Annotated in this window: 11 protein-coding genes and 3 pseudogenes; 11 read left to right on the top strand and 3 right to left on the bottom strand. The window is 38.1% G+C overall.

Annotated elements, in window-relative coordinates; translation table 11 throughout:
- The 7 genes and pseudogenes from AC2JBO_RS06795 to AC2JBO_RS06825 form a co-directional block, all read left to right on the top strand.
- Window positions 1-1,010: glycosyltransferase family 4 protein (locus tag AC2JBO_RS06795; protein WP_496952876.1), on the top strand; the 1,010-nt coding region annotated here is incomplete at its 5' end.
- Between the two features lie 15 nt (window positions 1,011-1,025).
- The gene (locus tag AC2JBO_RS06800) at window positions 1,026-2,162 is read left to right on the top strand and encodes a glycosyltransferase family protein (RefSeq protein WP_496952877.1); all 1,137 of its coding nucleotides are present in this window, start codon (window positions 1,026-1,028) and stop codon (window positions 2,160-2,162) included.
- A 65-nt stretch (window positions 2,163-2,227) separates the two neighbouring features.
- A complete protein-coding gene (locus tag AC2JBO_RS06805) occupies window positions 2,228-3,532 on the top strand; it encodes a hypothetical protein (protein WP_496952878.1) in 1,305 nt (434 codons plus the stop codon).
- A gap of 35 nt (window positions 3,533-3,567) precedes the next feature.
- Window positions 3,568-4,692 (top strand): glycosyltransferase, encoded by a 1,125-nt coding sequence (locus AC2JBO_RS06810; protein ID WP_496952879.1) that lies wholly within the window; start codon window positions 3,568-3,570, stop codon window positions 4,690-4,692.
- A complete protein-coding gene (locus AC2JBO_RS06815) occupies window positions 4,689-5,861 on the top strand; it encodes a glycosyltransferase (protein WP_496952880.1) in 1,173 nt (390 codons plus the stop codon). Before AC2JBO_RS06810 ends, AC2JBO_RS06815 begins: the two co-directional genes overlap by 4 nt.
- 27 nt (window positions 5,862-5,888) lie before the next feature.
- A complete protein-coding gene (locus AC2JBO_RS06820) occupies window positions 5,889-6,908 on the top strand; it encodes a DUF362 domain-containing protein (protein ID WP_496952881.1) in 1,020 nt (339 codons plus the stop codon).
- Window positions 6,909-6,923: 15 nt separating this feature from the next.
- Window positions 6,924-7,301, top strand: a pseudogene (locus AC2JBO_RS06825) (glycosyltransferase); the annotation flags it as partial.
- 365 nt (window positions 7,302-7,666) lie between these two features.
- Here AC2JBO_RS06825 and AC2JBO_RS06830 read toward each other — a convergent pair.
- The 3 genes and pseudogenes from AC2JBO_RS06830 to AC2JBO_RS06840 form a co-directional block, all read right to left on the bottom strand.
- The gene (locus tag AC2JBO_RS06830) at window positions 7,667-7,987 is read right to left on the bottom strand and encodes a type II toxin-antitoxin system RelE/ParE family toxin (RefSeq protein ID WP_496952923.1); all 321 of its coding nucleotides are present in this window, start codon (window positions 7,985-7,987) and stop codon (window positions 7,667-7,669) included.
- Window positions 7,960-8,247, bottom strand: a complete 288-nt coding sequence (locus AC2JBO_RS06835) for a ribbon-helix-helix domain-containing protein (RefSeq protein ID WP_496952882.1) — start codon at window positions 8,245-8,247, stop codon at window positions 7,960-7,962. The genes AC2JBO_RS06830 and AC2JBO_RS06835 overlap by 28 nt, the downstream gene beginning before the upstream one ends.
- Before the next feature lie 194 nt (window positions 8,248-8,441).
- Window positions 8,442-8,814, bottom strand: a pseudogene (locus tag AC2JBO_RS06840) (transposase family protein); the annotation flags it as partial.
- 1 nt (window position 8,815) lies between these two features.
- Between AC2JBO_RS06840 and AC2JBO_RS06845 the strand changes: the two are divergent.
- The 4 genes and pseudogenes from AC2JBO_RS06845 to AC2JBO_RS06860 all read left to right on the top strand — a co-directional run.
- A pseudogene (locus AC2JBO_RS06845) lies at window positions 8,816-9,097 on the top strand (IS701 family transposase); the annotation flags it as partial.
- A 263-nt stretch (window positions 9,098-9,360) separates the two neighbouring features.
- Complete coding sequence (locus AC2JBO_RS06850; protein ID WP_496952883.1) at window positions 9,361-13,056, top strand: beta strand repeat-containing protein; 3,696 nt, start codon at window positions 9,361-9,363, stop codon at window positions 13,054-13,056.
- Between the two features lie 7 nt (window positions 13,057-13,063).
- On the top strand, window positions 13,064-14,911 hold the full coding sequence (locus tag AC2JBO_RS06855; RefSeq protein WP_496952884.1) for a ShlB/FhaC/HecB family hemolysin secretion/activation protein: 1,848 nt from the start codon (window positions 13,064-13,066) through the stop codon (window positions 14,909-14,911).
- 52 nt (window positions 14,912-14,963) lie between these two features.
- Window positions 14,964-15,509 (top strand): WcaF family extracellular polysaccharide biosynthesis acetyltransferase, encoded by a 546-nt coding sequence (locus tag AC2JBO_RS06860; protein WP_496952885.1) that lies wholly within the window; start codon window positions 14,964-14,966, stop codon window positions 15,507-15,509.
- The last annotated feature ends 452 nt before the right edge of the window (window positions 15,510-15,961 follow it).

Here is a 15,961-nt window from a genome sequence, read left to right on the forward strand (position 1 = left end):
AACCAAATCATTACGAGCCTTGGCAAAATATTCGTAAAGCCAAGAAGTTTCGCCAAGCTTGGGGCGCCTATAATTTAGCTAAACAAAAACTTCAAGTAAAGCAGTATGATGTTATTGAGTTTTATGGTGACGAGTTTTGGTTAGCGACTCAGCAGTTATCTAAATTACCAAAAAGACCTTTATTAGTTGCTCACACTAATGGTTTAGAACTTCTCGATTATATTCGGAGAGGCGCCTACCAACCTCACTCTAACCTCTTGCAAAGCTGGTTTTTTCAACAAACTCATGTCCGTTTCTCGAACATAGCTTTCGCTCATGCAGATGCTTTTGTGTCATTGTGTGAGTTAGACCGCCAGCATGTTTTAAATTTAGGGCTTTATCCGGCTAATCGAACTGCTGTAGTTGAGCCTGGGCTAGATCAAGAATATTTATCTTTGCCGTTTGTAGCGACAAAAGAGGAACGGATTGCCTTTATGGGTTCGTGGATTAGCCGAAAAGGAGTCAACAACGTAATTGCAGTTATAACTAAAATTTTAACTCAATACCCAAAATTACACTTTGACATTTATGGTGCATCTTCAGCGCAGGAAAAAATTTTAGCCGACTTTCCGATTAAGTTACATAACCGTATTACGGTTCATCCACGTCTCTCAAATCAGGACATCGCTGACAGTTTAGCTAAAGCTAAAGTCTTTTTCTTTCCTTCTCAATATGAGGGATTCGGTATTGCCCTCGCTGAAGCTATGGCTTGCAGTTGTGCAGTTGTAACCACACCAACTGGTTTTGGCGCCGAATTACAGAATGAGCAAGAAGCTTTATTATGTAATTTCGATGATACCGAAGCGATGGAACACGCTATCATGCGTTTGCTACAAGATTATAATTTGCAGACTAAAATTGCATACCAAGGTTGGACACGAGTAAGGTCGCTTTCCTGGGAGTCCAACATCCAAAAATTAGCAGCAATCTATCGTGAATGGATTGCAGAGCATCAAGCATCAAAAGCTTAGATAATAAAAGAAATAATGACTAAAGAAAAATTATCAAAAACTGTCACAATTACCGCTAAAGTCATGCCGTATGTATGTGGTGTAGGAGACTATACAATTAATTTCGCGACACACTGTAAAGATAACCTTAGCATAGAGTTAAATCTTATCGTTGAGCAAGAATGTCAAGCAGTTTCTGAACCCCTAGTTATCTTACCATACGTAGAAAATTGGTCTAAAGGTGGCTTAGATAAGCTATTTAATTTATTACAGGTAGAAAAAGTAGAAACTGTCATTTTACAGTATACCCCTCTATTGTATTCTTCTGGAAGAAAATATAACTTAAATCTAATTGGCTTTTGGCAAAAGTGTTCCCAACACTTTCAAACTTTATTACTTGTCCATGAAACTTACTACTGGTTTCTTAAATATCCTGGCACTTGGGTAAATGGGTTATTCCAACAATATGTTCTAAGGCAACTACTTCATGCAAGCCACCATGTATTTTGTGGCTCAGAACTATATTTAAAGCACATAAATCGCTTTAATCGCAATCCTGGTAAAATTCATTATTTGCCTATAGCAAATAATATTCCACCTCGAATCATCTCGACTCAAGAAAAACAAGAACTACGTAAAAAACTAGCAATTCTCCCAAAACAGATTGTCCTAACACTATTTGGTTGTTCAGCATCAATTCGTCAAGATTGGGTTGCTAGTTTAGATAGTCATCTTTACAATTCAGACTATACGGTAAATTGGTTACTGCTAGGAAATGCTAAATCCGTGACAGTTCCATTCTTAAACGCTGTCATACGCCCTGGTTACTTGGCACCCAATGAACTATCTCACTATTTACAAATCTCTAACTTGCTTTTAATGCCTCATGAATTCGGCGTTAGTGCAAAACGAACCTCCCTAATGTCAGCTTTGGAACATGGTTTACCTGTTGTTGGAACTAATGGGAGATTGACTGATTCCTTCTTACAAAGTTTACCTAGTTTGTTTTTATCTCTCGATAACAATTATTCGGTTTTTGAAGAACAAGTCATGAATACTATTTTAAGACTAGATAATTTGAACGATGCTGTTCAAAATTCTCAGCAATACTATCACAAGAATCTAAGCTGGTTCGCTGTCACACAAACACTGCTTCCTTATTTGCAAAGCTAACCATGTTACGAACGTCTTCAGCAAAAATTTCAATTATTACACATACGCTATTGTTTTTAATAGTTGTGGCATCTACTCTCAACTACTTGTATATTGCTGATTATGCCTTAAATGGCAACTGGGATCCTTACTACTTTCAAAAACAGAAATATATTTCATTAGTACCTGAATGGCAAAAGCTATTAAAGGATGTGTTTTCTATCTTGCTTTTATTTGTAAGTTTATGGTTTCGCTCAACTACTCCTAAAATTGCTTTTAGAGAAAATCATAATTTAATAATTTGTTACGCACTTTGTCTTATTAGCCTTGCTATTGCTATTGCACGCAGTATTGCTAATGAATTTAGTATTACTCTTGTTTTTTCTTGCTTGCGACCATTTATCGTTGTTGTTTCGATATTTGTATTTTGTCATCGCCATTTACACCCCTACTATATGCGATGGGTTTTAGAAGCGATGAATCCTTTAGCCTTAATTCAGGTATACTATTCTTATTTACAACGTGAAACTGGTGTTGTTCAAAATGGCATAGGTTGGTTTAGCTCTGGATTAGCTCGCTCGGTTGGTACTTTTATTGGACCTAATACATTAGGGCTTTTTCTGGCACTAGTATTTTATTTAAACTTATCTGTATTACCGCCGTATCGATTACGATTTGTAATGCTTTTACTCTCACCAATAGGCATATTTTTTTCAGGTTCAAGAACTGCGTTATTAATCATTGTATTACTTGTGCTTGTTAAAATTTATACAAGATTGAGCAAAGTATTTAAAATAATTAAGGATAAACTATTAATAACATTTTTTGGTATTCCTTTATTTTTAATAATAGCAATTTCGGCTCTATCCAGAGTAAATGAGTTAAGCGGTCGCAGCGGTAGTTCATCATCTGGTGATGGAAGAGTAGATATTTTAAAGGGTTATTTTAATCAGGTTGATATTGTTTCATTATTCTTTGGTAAATATCTTGGTTTTGGTTCTAACTTGGTCATCACTTTAAATAATAATACAGGTGCCAAGAATGAAATTTTTATCGCCGATTCTACATTAACTTCTATGCTAACTCAATTTGGATTTTTAGGTATTTTTATTTTTATCTGTATATGCTGTATATTATTAAGTAGCTCATATCATCAAAGTTATTACACACAAAATTTAGATTTAAGTACTTTTTTATTAGGAAAATTAAATCAAGATAAGCTGGGTTTTGTAATATATTTTATTAATACGGCATCTACAATAGTTTTATTTGAGTTTTATGCTTGCATCCCAATAATTATTCCACTAATGTTTATTTTGAAAAGTCCAAAAATAGTTAGCTCCATACCTTTGAATACAGTTAATACTAATGTCAAAAAGGAGAACACTTGAAAAACCAATCATCTATTCATCTCTGGATTCCTAATATGTTTGAATTTAAGGGAGGAATCCAGGTTTACTCAGCCTTTTTTATGCAAGCAATCCAGAACGTATTAAGTAAAAGTCGATACGATGTATTTATTAAGCATGATAAGAATTTTTCACCAGATTTTCCAATCCTACCAAACACTCACTTTCACTGTTCGGGAAAGTGGACCCCAAAGTTACGCACACTGGCATTTGCTAGTAATATTACCACCTATGGGCTAAGACAACGCCCTGATTTAATATTATCCACTCTATTAAATTTCTCAACTGTAGGTTATAGACTTAAACAATTAACACATGTTCCTTACTGGGTAGTGGCACATGGAGTCGATGCTTGGGACATTGAGAATCAAGCTTTGAAAAAAGCACTCCAAAACGCAGATAAAATTTTAGCAGTTAGCAGTTACACGCGCGAACGGTTACTAAAAGAGCAAAATCTAGACCCAGATAAGGTTGTTTTACTACCAAACACATTTGATACAGAACGGTTTAAAATCGCCCCTAAACCTCAATATCTACTAGACCGACATCAATTAAGTGCTGATCAGCCAATCATTTTAACAGTAGCTAGATTAGATAGTAGCGAACGTTATAAAGGCTACGATCAAATTCTGCGAGCAATGCCCTATATCTGTCGGCAAATTCCTAATGCTCATTACATAATAGTCGGTAAAGGTAGCGACCGCACGCGCGTTGAACAACTCATAGCTCAACAAAATTTACAAAACTGCGTAACATTGGCAGGATTTATACCGGATTCCGAACTATGTGATTACTACAACCTCTGTGATGTTTTTGCTATGCCTAGCAAAAAAGAAGGGTTTGGCATTGTTTACTTAGAAGCACTAGCTTGTGGTAAATCAGTTTTAGCAGGTAATCAAGATGGAGCAGTTGACGCTGTTTGTCATGGTGAACTAGGCGCGCTAGTTAACCCTGATGATGTTGAAGCAATCGCTCAAACTCTAATTAAAATTCTCCAAGGTGTCTATCCCAATTCTTTAATGTACCAACCTGAAGTTTTACGCCAGAAAGTAATTGATACTTTTGGGTTTAAGAGTTTTCAACAAACTTTAGCTGAACATTTACATTCTTATTTTCAGAAAGAGAGTAAGCAATCAAAATGAGAATTTTAATTTCTGTACAGAACTATAGACCAGCTTATTCCTTTGGAGGAAGAGTAACTAATGCTATTGCTCTAGCTGAAGGATTGGCACAATTAGGTCATTCAGTCAGTGTGGTGACAACTACAGTTATAGAACGTAATCAACGTCCAAAATGGCAAGGATGGGTAGAAACAATTAATAATGTCACAGTCCACTATTTAGGAACTTATTTTTCTGCACGCGGAACTTCTTTAAACCCATCAGTGATTGTTTTTTCACGGTCACATATACCTACATTTGATGCCATACACATTATTGGTATATATGATTTTATTGGACTATTTATAGCGAGCTATGCTAAACATTACGGCATTCCATATAGTATTGAACCTAGTGGAATGCTAATTCCAATTGTCAATAGCATATGGCTGAAACAAATTTATCATCGAATATTTGGTGAGATATTGTTCAAAAATGCAAAATCGGTTGTAGTAACTTCCAAATTAGAATGGAATGATGCGGTTCAATTTGGTATTCAGCCTAAGCACTTAGTACTTAGGGTCAATGGTGTAGATTTAACAGAGTATCAACATTTACCCTCACGTGGCAAATTCCGTCAGAAGTGGGGACTATCACCAACTAAGCCGCTGATTCTATGGCTAGGACGAATTGAGAAAAAAAAGAATATAGAACAACTGTTGATGGCAATGTCTGAACTAGTTGACTTAACGTGGCAACTGGCAATTGTTGGACCATCTGAATCTGCAAGCTATCTACAAAGTTTACGTAATTTATCAGCAGAACTAGCAATTAATCAACAGACTTATTTCATTCCTGGTATCTATGGTGATGATAAATTATCTGCTTACGTTGACGCTGATATTTTTACATTAATTTCTCTTCATGAGAATTGGGGCAACACAGTTCAGGAAGCAATTGCTGTAGGAGTTCCAGTATTAGTTACGAAAACTTGTGGTGTTGCTCAAGTAGTAGAAGGACGGGGAGGATTGGTTGTAGAACGAGATACTGCTGCAATTCGAGCAGGTATCCAGACCTTACTAACTGATTCTGAACAATATCAATACTACAAAAACCAACTTTCAGATTTAGCAGACAGCTTATCTTGGGTTCATCCTGTCAGTGAAATGGAAGCGATGTTCCAAACATGGAAAGAAGAAAAAGTTGAGTAATAGGTTTACCAAACATTTAAAGCCATTATGAAAAGTATAAATTTTGACAAACGTTGCGTTTTTCTAACTTCTTCTAAAGAAGACCTGACATCTAGTATTCAAGTGAGTCTAGAGAAAACAGGAATTCTATCTCGAATCTCTCACAATACTAGAGTCGCATTGAAGCCAAATCTTACATATCCTTACTATAAGACTGGAGTTACAACTTCTCCAATCTTTATGCGAGAAGTTGTCAGAGTATTGCGAGAGTACACATCTCATATAGCTATTGTTGAAACAGATGGCGGTTACGGCGCCTGGACAGCAAAAGAGGCATTTGCAGGGCATTCTCTTTATGAACTGGTTGACGAATTTGGGGTAGAGGTTGTTAATTTATGTGAAGAAGAGCGAGAAATGATTCAATTTCGTTCTCGCGGGCAAAATTATGAGCTTCCCTTACCTACACGTTTATTACATCACACCGACCTTTTTATGACTCTGCCAGTTCCAAAAATCCATTGTATGACTGGCTTGACTTTAAGCTACAAAAATCAGTGGGGGTGTATTCCTGACATTATGCGCTTACGTCGTCACTACATCTTTGATGACGCAATCGTTGCTATTAACAAGGCACTTAAACCCGCAGTGCTAGCTGATGGTACATATTTTCTAGATCGTAACGGTCCGATGGAAGGTGGTGACCCTATACGTATGAACCTCGTTATCGCCGCAACTGATGCTGGTACATTCGACCGCTATGTTTCGGAATTAATGGGTTTCCGTTGGCAACGCATATCCCATCTCAAACGCGCGGTAGCTCTAAAAGATATGCCCTCGAAACTAAATGGCATATCCTATAATATATCTCCAACTGAAGCACAAACTCATAAATTCAAATTAGAGCGTACTCTACGTAACTGGATTTCTTTGACTGGCTTTAATAGTCGTTTTATCACCTGGCTTGGTTATGAGTCTTGGTTTGGACGAGTTGTATTACACGCCATTCTTTACGCTATTGCTGGTAAGCCAGTTAAACCAAAATCTAATCAAGAGCCATTAAATACTTAACAATTATTCGTTCTACCCTCGTTCTCAGAAAGCTTCGCTATTGGCGTTGCTGAAACAATGGTTGTAAGATTACTTCTTGTAATTACTCCAAGTATTCAAATCTCTCCAGACGTAGCTAACGCTCAAGCTGGATTAGTCGTTGATGGAGAACTTGAACTAGTAGCTCAAGCCATTGCCGAATTAGTCAAATCTCCTAATTTGCGGCGCCAGCTTGGTGAGAACGGAAAGAAACTAGTACAACAACAATACTCTTGGGAAGTAATCGCGCGAAACCTTACCTTATATCTTGCACCTACACCCTATAAGGGTGGGACTATACGAACAAAGCCTGCCGGGAGCAGGCTGAAAAGGCTATTTTATCGTGTTATTGATAAAAATTTCTGTTTATTGTAAATAGAAAAATTAAGTATTAATACGTTGGTGCAAGATGTGAGTTACCTCTGTTTACTCTGCTGTCGTTAATCGCGAAAAGCTTCCAGATAATTTTGTAACTAGGTGTATCTATCTAGTGCTTTTGAACTATAATTTTTGGTTTCTCTGGGAACTTCAGTCTAGCAGGAAAGGCAAACATAATCACTCTTTTTGTAATAGAAATCTTGTAGAAAAAATAGAGACGTGATATCACATCTTATAAGTGAAATTATTAGTGAACTAAAAATAAAATAATTGAATAAAGCCCCCGTTCTCCCTTGAGAAATCGGGGGCTTTATTTTTGCACAGAGGATTTTTAATAATTCCTCTGTGCTTTTTGATTTTATTTAATAAGTAAACCCTCCTCTTTCAGCTAAAGCGTAAGCATCGCGCGCACTATGCAAAACCCGTACTATGATAATTTCGGTTTCTGAGACTACATAATAAATTGCGTATTTTCCCTCAAATATCACACGCAGCCCTTGCGCTAACTGGTTTCGTGCTGCTCCAGAAAGTGGGAAGGTTAACAACAATCGACTCGCTTTATCTATTTTCTGGAGCAATCGTGTTGCAATTTCTTCTGAGGCTTCAGAAGCTATATAAGCCCATATCTCCGCAAGGTCTGCTTCTGCATTGTCCGTTAGACGGATGACGAGCGGTCTACTAATAACTTTTTCCCTCTTTTAATAATTTGGTCTACATCAAAATCCTTCACATTGCCTTGAGCAATATCTGCAAGTCCCGCGTCAATATCGCTTTTAAGTGCCGCAAGTTCTTCAAGTTGCAAGGCGCGTTTGATTTTCCAGTCGCGCAGTGCCGCTCGCACAACCTCGCTGGTTGAGGCATAGTCGCCGTCTTCTACCGCTCTCTTGACGATTACCGCCATATCGCTCGGCAATGTGATGGTGATACGTTCAATATCTGGCATGTTCGGTTTGCTCTTTCTAAAATCATACTATTTATTAGTATCATACTTTGTCATACTTTATATGAAAGCGCAACAGAAACACTAAAAATTCGCCCCCCCAGTGACAAGGAGAACATGCGAGGATTACCAGTCCTGCAAAATTTTAGTTATCAAATATGATATTTAGCGTATTTTGTACGCATACAGACAAAATATTTCCACTTACCAGCAACATTAAAACTAATAAAACCACGAGTTTTGGTAACTTTAACACCTTTGATAAAAAAGAGACTCCGGGCGCCAATCCAAGGTTCTGTAACTGAATAAAAATATCTTGTTCACGTTCGATAAATTCGTTCTTTTTTAAACGCAAACAAAAGTACACACCCATTGACTGAAGGAACTTAGTCAATTTTACAGAACAAAATTCTCTATCCCCTAATAAACAAATTTTAGAGTTTTGAAAAATTGGTATTACTTGAGATAGTATATCCTGTTCAAGATATTACTATTTCCTAACTTTGGTAATAATGCAAAGTATATTGGGAAAGCTCTTTTATCCCAAATTACACTAACCACAAATAAATTAAAGATAACAAGAAGTGAATTTATCATAATACATGATACTCATTGGAAAATTGAAATCTTTCACAGAGCAATAAAGCAAGTATGTGGTATTTGTAGATTCATGGTTAGAGATAGTTATGCAATCAAAACACATATATTTTGCTCACTTCAAGCATTTGTTCGCTTGGAAAAAATGCGCTCTGAGGAAATAATTTCTAATTGGTACGAGATACAAATAAACTTATTTATAAATGTTGTACGTGAACATACTGTAAATAATCTAACTAATGCTTGGACTGCTTAAATACATTGATTACTATTTTTGTCAATGCGTAAGTTCTAATATATTACAAAGCCCTAAATAACTTAATAAAAGCTTGTTTAAAAGTTTTTAACTCTGGTAAAATAAAATACTGTCTGTATATAGTGTTTATGTAGAGTAGAGTAGATTTTCATCAGGTCAAAAGTAGTGTAGTTCGGTATTTCTATATTTGTGATGTCCGGTTTGGTGGGCGGCGCCCACCCTACAAATTATGTGTAGATAAAAAGTAAAGTCAATTGGAAAACATGGATATTTACCACCGCACAAAGTTGAGAAAAATCAAAAATCAAGTCAAAACCAAAGTCAAGAGTAAAGCAAAATTATTGCTAGTTTGGCTTGCCTTATTTCTGAGCTTTGGTCCGCAACAGGTATTAGCGCAAGTAATTACTCCAGCAAATGATGGTACGGGTACTATTGTCACGAACGGAAGCAACCCAAATCAATTAAATATAACTGGTGGTACTCAGTCCGGCGCCAATTTATTCCATAGCTTTCAAAAATTTGGTCTCAACAGTGGGCAAATCGCTAACTTCCTTTCAACTCCTAATATTCAGAATATCTTAGGTCGGGTAGTTGGTGGTGATGCGTCTTATATTAACGGTCTAATACAGGTAAGCGGTGGCGCCTCAAATCTTTACCTGATGAACCCAGCAGGTATTGTCTTTGGTCAAAACGCTAGCTTAAATGTGCCTGCGGCGTTCACTGCCACAACTGCTAACGGTATTGGGTTTGGTAATAACCAGTGGTTTAACGCAGTTGGAAGTAACAACTATACACAGCTTAACGGTAATCCTTCTATTTTCGCATTCACTAGTAATCAATTAGGTAGCATTGTTAATGCTGGAAATTTAGCAGTCAATGAAGGACAGAGTTTAACTTTACTTGGTGGAACGGTAGTTAACACCGGAAAAGTATCTGCCCCAGGTGGTGATATTACTATTGCCGCAGTACCAGGAGAAAAGTTAGTTCGAGTCAGTAGCGAAGGTAGTTTACTAAGTTTAGATTTACCCGTTGAAACCAAGACTGCTGTTAATACACCTACTACACCGCTATCATTACCAGAATTGCTCACAGGTGGTAATTCCATCGGCGCCACTGGCATGACTGTAGAAAATGGTGCAGTGATGCTAACGAGTTCAGGTACTTCTATTCCAGCTGATGCTGGTACAAATATTGTCAGTGGTAAAGTATCTGCTCAAGCAGGAAAAATCAACATCCTTGGTGAAAAGGTTGCTTTAATTACTGCTAAAGTAGATGCTTCTAGTTCTAATGGTGGTGGTACAGTTCTGGTTGGAGGAGATTATCAAGGTAAAGGAACTGTTCCAAACGCCAAACAAGCCGTTGTTAGTGACGATAGCGTAATTAATGCTGATGCCGTAGATAGCGGTAATGGTGGTAAGGTAATTGTCTGGGCAGATAATAATACCAAGTTTGCTGGAAACATAACCGCGCGTGGTGGTGCCAATGGTGGTAATGGCGGTTTGGTAGAAACCTCTGGTAAGAATACATTAAACGTGGCAGGTGGTAGAGTAGACGCTGGCGCCGCGAATGGACAAGGGGGTACATGGTTACTCGACCCGGCTGATATTAATATCGTTGATGGCGGTTCAGGAACTTTAACGAATGGAGTATTTAACCCAGCCAGCAACAGTAATGTTTCCCCCACAACTATTTCAAGTACTCTTGATGCTGGAACTAATGTAGTACTTACAACCGCGTTTGATGCTGGCGGTAGTGGTGATATAACCCTAACAGATTCGATTAATCAAACTGGTAATGGAAACGCATCTCTAACATTGATTGGACGACAGTTTTTACGACCAGGTGGCGCCACTATCAACTTGACCAGCACAGGTGGGTTGAACTTTAACATCAACCAAGTTAATCCAGAAACTAATCCTAGTACCAATTCAATAAATGATGCTATCAGCGCTATTGGTAATGTAACAGGAAGTCGCACGATTAATTTAGGCGCCGGAACTTATGCAGGTAATACTGTTAATGTTAACCAAAACGTTACGATTAATGGTGCTGGGGCTGGTAGCACTACAGTGAGTGGTAATAATGTTAACCAAGTATTTAATATTGCTTCTGGAGTAACTGCTGCACTGCAAAACTTAACCATTACCAAAGGAAACTTTAATAGTAGTAGCGGTATTAACAACTCAGGCAATTTGACAGTAGCAAACAGTGCCATTAGCGGAAACTATACATTTGGTTATGGTGGTGCTATTAGCAATGATGCCACCTTGACTTTATTGAACAGTACTGTCAGTGGCAACGTTGCTGAAGGTGGTGGGGGTGGTATTATTAATGGTGGTACTTTGACAGTAAATAACAGTACCATCAGTGGTAACACAGCAAAAGGAGACGGCGGTGGCGGCTTTTACAACACTGGGAATTTGACAATAGCAAATAGTACCATTAGTGATAACGCTGCTATTGGTATTAGACAAAGTGGTGGTATTTTCAATGCTGCTAACTTGACGCTAAACAATTCTATTGTGGCGCAAAACAGAGGCGCCAATCCCGATATACTTGGTTCAGTCAACGCAAGCAGCAGCTACAATATCATCGGCAATGCCACTGGTATGACGGGCCTTAGTGATGGAAGTAACGGCAACCAAGTGGGTATCAATCCTCTACTGGCGCCTCTAGGTTACTATGGTGGTTCTACTAGGACAATGGCTTTGCTACCAGGTAGTCCTGCCATTAATGCTGGCAACCCCAATATCACGACCCCTGACCAACGAGGGGTTAACAGAGTCGGTCAAGCAGACATTGGTAGTTTTGAGTCGCGCGGATTTACCATTACTTCCACAACTCAATCTGGTGGTAATCAAACAGCCGTCGTCAATACTCCCTTTAGTAATCAGTTACTAACTGTTACAAGTGCATACAATGAACCTGTTGCAGGTGGTGTTGTTAATTACATACTTTCTCCAAGTAGTACAGGCGCTAGCGCGACCCTTGGCAGCAATCTTGCAACAATTAATTCCTCTGGTCAAGTAAGTTTAACAGCAGTGGCAAACACAGTTGCAGGTGACTATACTGTCAGTGCTAATGTTGGTAATACTGCAATTCCTATTAACTTCACCAACCTACCCGATGTACCAACGAGCATTACTTCAACTGGAGGTAACAATCAAAGTACTACCGTTAACACAAACTTTAGTAATAATCTGCAAGCAATAGTTAAAGACCAGTACGGCAACATTGTACCTGGCGCCAGTATTACCTTTACGGCACCTGGTAGTGGTGCTTCTGGAACTACAAGCAGCACTTTGACTACAGACACCAACGGTCAAATCTCCATAGGAGTCCGAGCAAATACAACTGCTGGTGGTTATCAAGTTAGTTTAGGTATTGGTAATAATATTACTCCCGTTAGTTTCAACTTGACCAACACCCCAGATGCGCCAGCTAATATCACTGCTACTTCCGGTGACAATCAAACCACTACCGTTAACACAAACTTCAGTAATAATCTCCAAGCTTTAGTCAAAGACCAGTACGGCAACATTATACCCGGCGCCAGCATTACTTTTACTGCTCCTGGTAGTGCCGCCTCTGCTAGTACTACAGCTAACACTATTACTACAGACACTAACGGACAGGTCTCAATTCCTGTAACAGCAAACACAACTGCTGGCGGTTATGCGGTGACTCTGGGTAGTGGTAGCGCAAGTGTCAATTTCAACTTAACAAACGAGAATATTCCCAGTAACCCAGTTACTCCACCAACTAATCCTAGTAAACCAAGTAATAATGCCTTATCTCAAGAAGATCAAACTCGTTTAGATAAAGATATGCAAGGTCAAGCTGTGGAAACCAAGATAGAGATAAAAGAAAACTCTGCTTCTGGGTTGTGTGCAGTTCCTTCTCAATCTAATCTATTGCAAGTTGAATTTCCTAGACTACCTATTTGTCGAACGAATTAGTATCTTTATGCACAGGCAGGATGCCTGTGCTACGCAAGGGCGCCCATTTATCATCAAGCATCAATTAATAAATAAATATATATATATATATAAAATGCACAAAAAAACTTTATTGCTTCGCTGTGGGATTTTAATTCCGAATGTACTAACATATGATTTAACTCAGGCAACATTACCCGCTGATGCTCAAGAAGCAGCACTACCAGTTTCTCAAAACCCAAATCCAAATCAAGACCGCTTTCTACAAGATATACCTATACCACAACTTATTGCTCCTAACACTGATGAAGAACCTGTCTTTACTCCACAACAAGTTACTCCACAACAAGTAGTAATTCCACAATCTACAACGCAGCAATCTACCAATGTTTTTATAAATAAGGTTCAAGTTACAGGTAGTACTATATTTCAACTGAAGGAAATACAACAACTAACACAGCCAGTAATTGGTCGTTCTGTCACTTTAGCAGAACTCAAAAAAGTTGCAAACTCAATAACCGAACTATATGTCAAACGTGGATATATTACTTCTAGAGCAATTGCAATTTTAGAAGAGCAGCAAATCACTGATGGAGTGGTAAAAATTCGTGTTATTGAGGGTTCCATTGAAAAAATCGAAATTGATGGCGCCCAACGTCTCAATCCTGAATACGTTAGGAGTCGTATTACTCTTGGTGCTGGTACTCCCTTAAACAAAGATAAGTTAGAAGACCAACTTATACTTTTAAGAAATGACCCGCTGTTCAGTAAAGTTGAAGCTAGTATTCAAGCTGGAAGTGAAGTTGGAAAAAGTATATTGACGGTGAGAGTTACCGAGGCAAAAGCTTTTAGCGCTACTGTGACTATTGGTAATAACTCACCTCCAAGTGTCGGGTCAGAACGTTTTGGTGTGGGAGCAACTTACCGTAATCTTACAGGTCTTGGTGATGAAATAAGTGGCACCTACTACCGAACATTCAACGGTGGCTCTACTTTATACGATTTTAACTACAAAGTACCTGTAAATGCGATGAATGGTACGGTGCAATTGCGTGTTGCTCCAGGCAAAAGTAAAATTACAGACCCCAAGTTTGCTGCTTTTGGTATTCGTAGTAATAGTGAGCTATACGAACTTAGCTATCGTCAACCTCTAATTCGTAGTGCTAAAGAAGAGTTTGCCCTATCACTGGGATTGGCATTACAAAATGGTCAAACTTTCCTATTCCAGAATACTCCCTTTCCATTTGGGATTGGACCCGATGCAGATGGTAATAGCCGTACACGAGTTGTGAAGTTTGGACAAGACTATGTAAAGCGAGATACTCAAGGTGCATGGGCTTTGCGTTCGCAGTTTAATTTAGGTTTAGGTATTTTTGATGCTACTATTAATTCGTCATCAATTCCTGATGGACGATTTTTCAGTTGGCAAGGACAAGCTCAACGGGTACAAAGAATAGGAAACAACAATTTATTGATTGCTCAAGCTGATGTACAGTTAACACCGGATAGTTTATTACCCTCGCAGCAGTTTGTAATTGGTGGTGGGCAATCTTTACGTGGTTATCGTCAAAATGCTCGCTCAGGTGACAATGGTGTTCGTTTCTCATTAGAAAACAGAATTGCTATTGCCAAAGATAATTCTGGACAACCTACCTTACAACTGGCGCCTTTTGTTGATTTAGGTAGTGTTTGGAATAATGCCAATAATCCGAATAAGCTACCCAAGCAAAACTTTCTTGCAGGTGCAGGTTTAGGAGTAATTTGGCAACCAATGAAAAATCTACAAGTACGCGCGGATTATGGTATTCCTATAGTCAAATTAGATGATAAAGGCAACAATGCTCAAGACCAAGGTTTGTATTTCAATATAATTTAGAATTATTAAACTAATTATTAAACTAATTACTAAAATAATTAATAAAAATTTTATGCGTTTAGATAAATATACAGTTGGTACGTACACTCCTGGCGCCAGTATATGCAAACAACTTCTTTGGTATTTTATCGGGGCGCCTTTATTAAAAAGCTATTTGATTCCAATTTCATACCTCAAAGTTATCATACTGCGTTGGTTTGGAGCTAAAATCGGTCAAGGTGTGCGAATTAAACCTGGAGTCATAGTCAAGTTTCCCTGGCGCCTAATTGTCGGCAATTATGTTTGGATTGGCGAAAATACCTGGATAGATAATCTTGCTGATGTAACTATCGAAAGTCATGTATGTATATCTCAAGGTGTTTATCTTTGTACTGGAAACCATGATTGGAATCACCCAGATTTTCAACTAATCACTGCCCCAATTAATATTCAAGAAAGTAGTTGGATTGCAGCAAAGTCAGTAATTGGCCCTGGTGTTACCGTTGGTCAAAATGCAGTGCTTGGTTTAGGTGCAGTAACTGGACGTTCCCTAGAACCAATGACAATTTACGTCGGCAACCCCGCTCAACCCATTAAGAAAAAATCAGCAATTATTTAAATATTAAACATTTATCAAAATTTTCAACATGAACATACTTGACGAATAAATTAACTATGTATAACAATAATACGTAACATCTACTTTTAAACTTGTATGTAATCGCTAAAGTTAGAGCTTAAATGAAATAATAAAGAGTAAACTTACTTGCGTGGATGTGCAGGTTATAAGAGATTTGTTTGGAACTTTGCTTTAGAACTATTAAGAGGATGTTTGAAAAGTATAAAATTAAACTATAGACCTAGAAAATCCCCCCAACCCCCCTTAAAAAGGGGGGCTTAAATTGGGCTGTTGACTTTGATGGAATAAGAGCGTTTTATATTCACGCACTTTTATAACCCTCACCCCGCATAAATGCACCCCTCTCCCAAGTTGGGAGAGGGGCAGGGGAGAGGGTACAGATATTTTGTATGAACTTTAAACCCCGAAAAACCCACAGAGTCAACACCCTA

It is taken from the genome of Calothrix sp. CBUCES-K 9914, assembly GCF_059640475.1.

What these genes read in the sequence shown, in the direction of transcription:
- AC2JBO_RS06800 (WP_496952877.1), top strand. Translation starts at nt 1,026, where the DNA reads ATGACTAAAGAAAAATTATCAAAAACTGTCACAATTACCGCTAAAGTC.
- AC2JBO_RS06810 (WP_496952879.1), top strand. Translation starts at nt 3,568, where the DNA reads ATGTTTGAATTTAAGGGAGGAATCCAGGTTTACTCAGCCTTTTTTATG.
- AC2JBO_RS06815 (WP_496952880.1), top strand. Translation starts at nt 4,689, where the DNA reads ATGAGAATTTTAATTTCTGTACAGAACTATAGACCAGCTTATTCCTTT.
- AC2JBO_RS06820 (WP_496952881.1), top strand. Translation starts at nt 5,889, where the DNA reads ATGAAAAGTATAAATTTTGACAAACGTTGCGTTTTTCTAACTTCTTCT.
- AC2JBO_RS06835 (WP_496952882.1), bottom strand. Translation starts at nt 8,247, where the DNA reads ATGCCAGATATTGAACGTATCACCATCACATTGCCGAGCGATATGGCG.
- AC2JBO_RS06850 (WP_496952883.1), top strand. Translation starts at nt 9,361, where the DNA reads ATGGATATTTACCACCGCACAAAGTTGAGAAAAATCAAAAATCAAGTC.
- AC2JBO_RS06855 (WP_496952884.1), top strand. Translation starts at nt 13,064, where the DNA reads ATGCACAGGCAGGATGCCTGTGCTACGCAAGGGCGCCCATTTATCATC.
- AC2JBO_RS06860 (WP_496952885.1), top strand. Translation starts at nt 14,964, where the DNA reads ATGCGTTTAGATAAATATACAGTTGGTACGTACACTCCTGGCGCCAGT.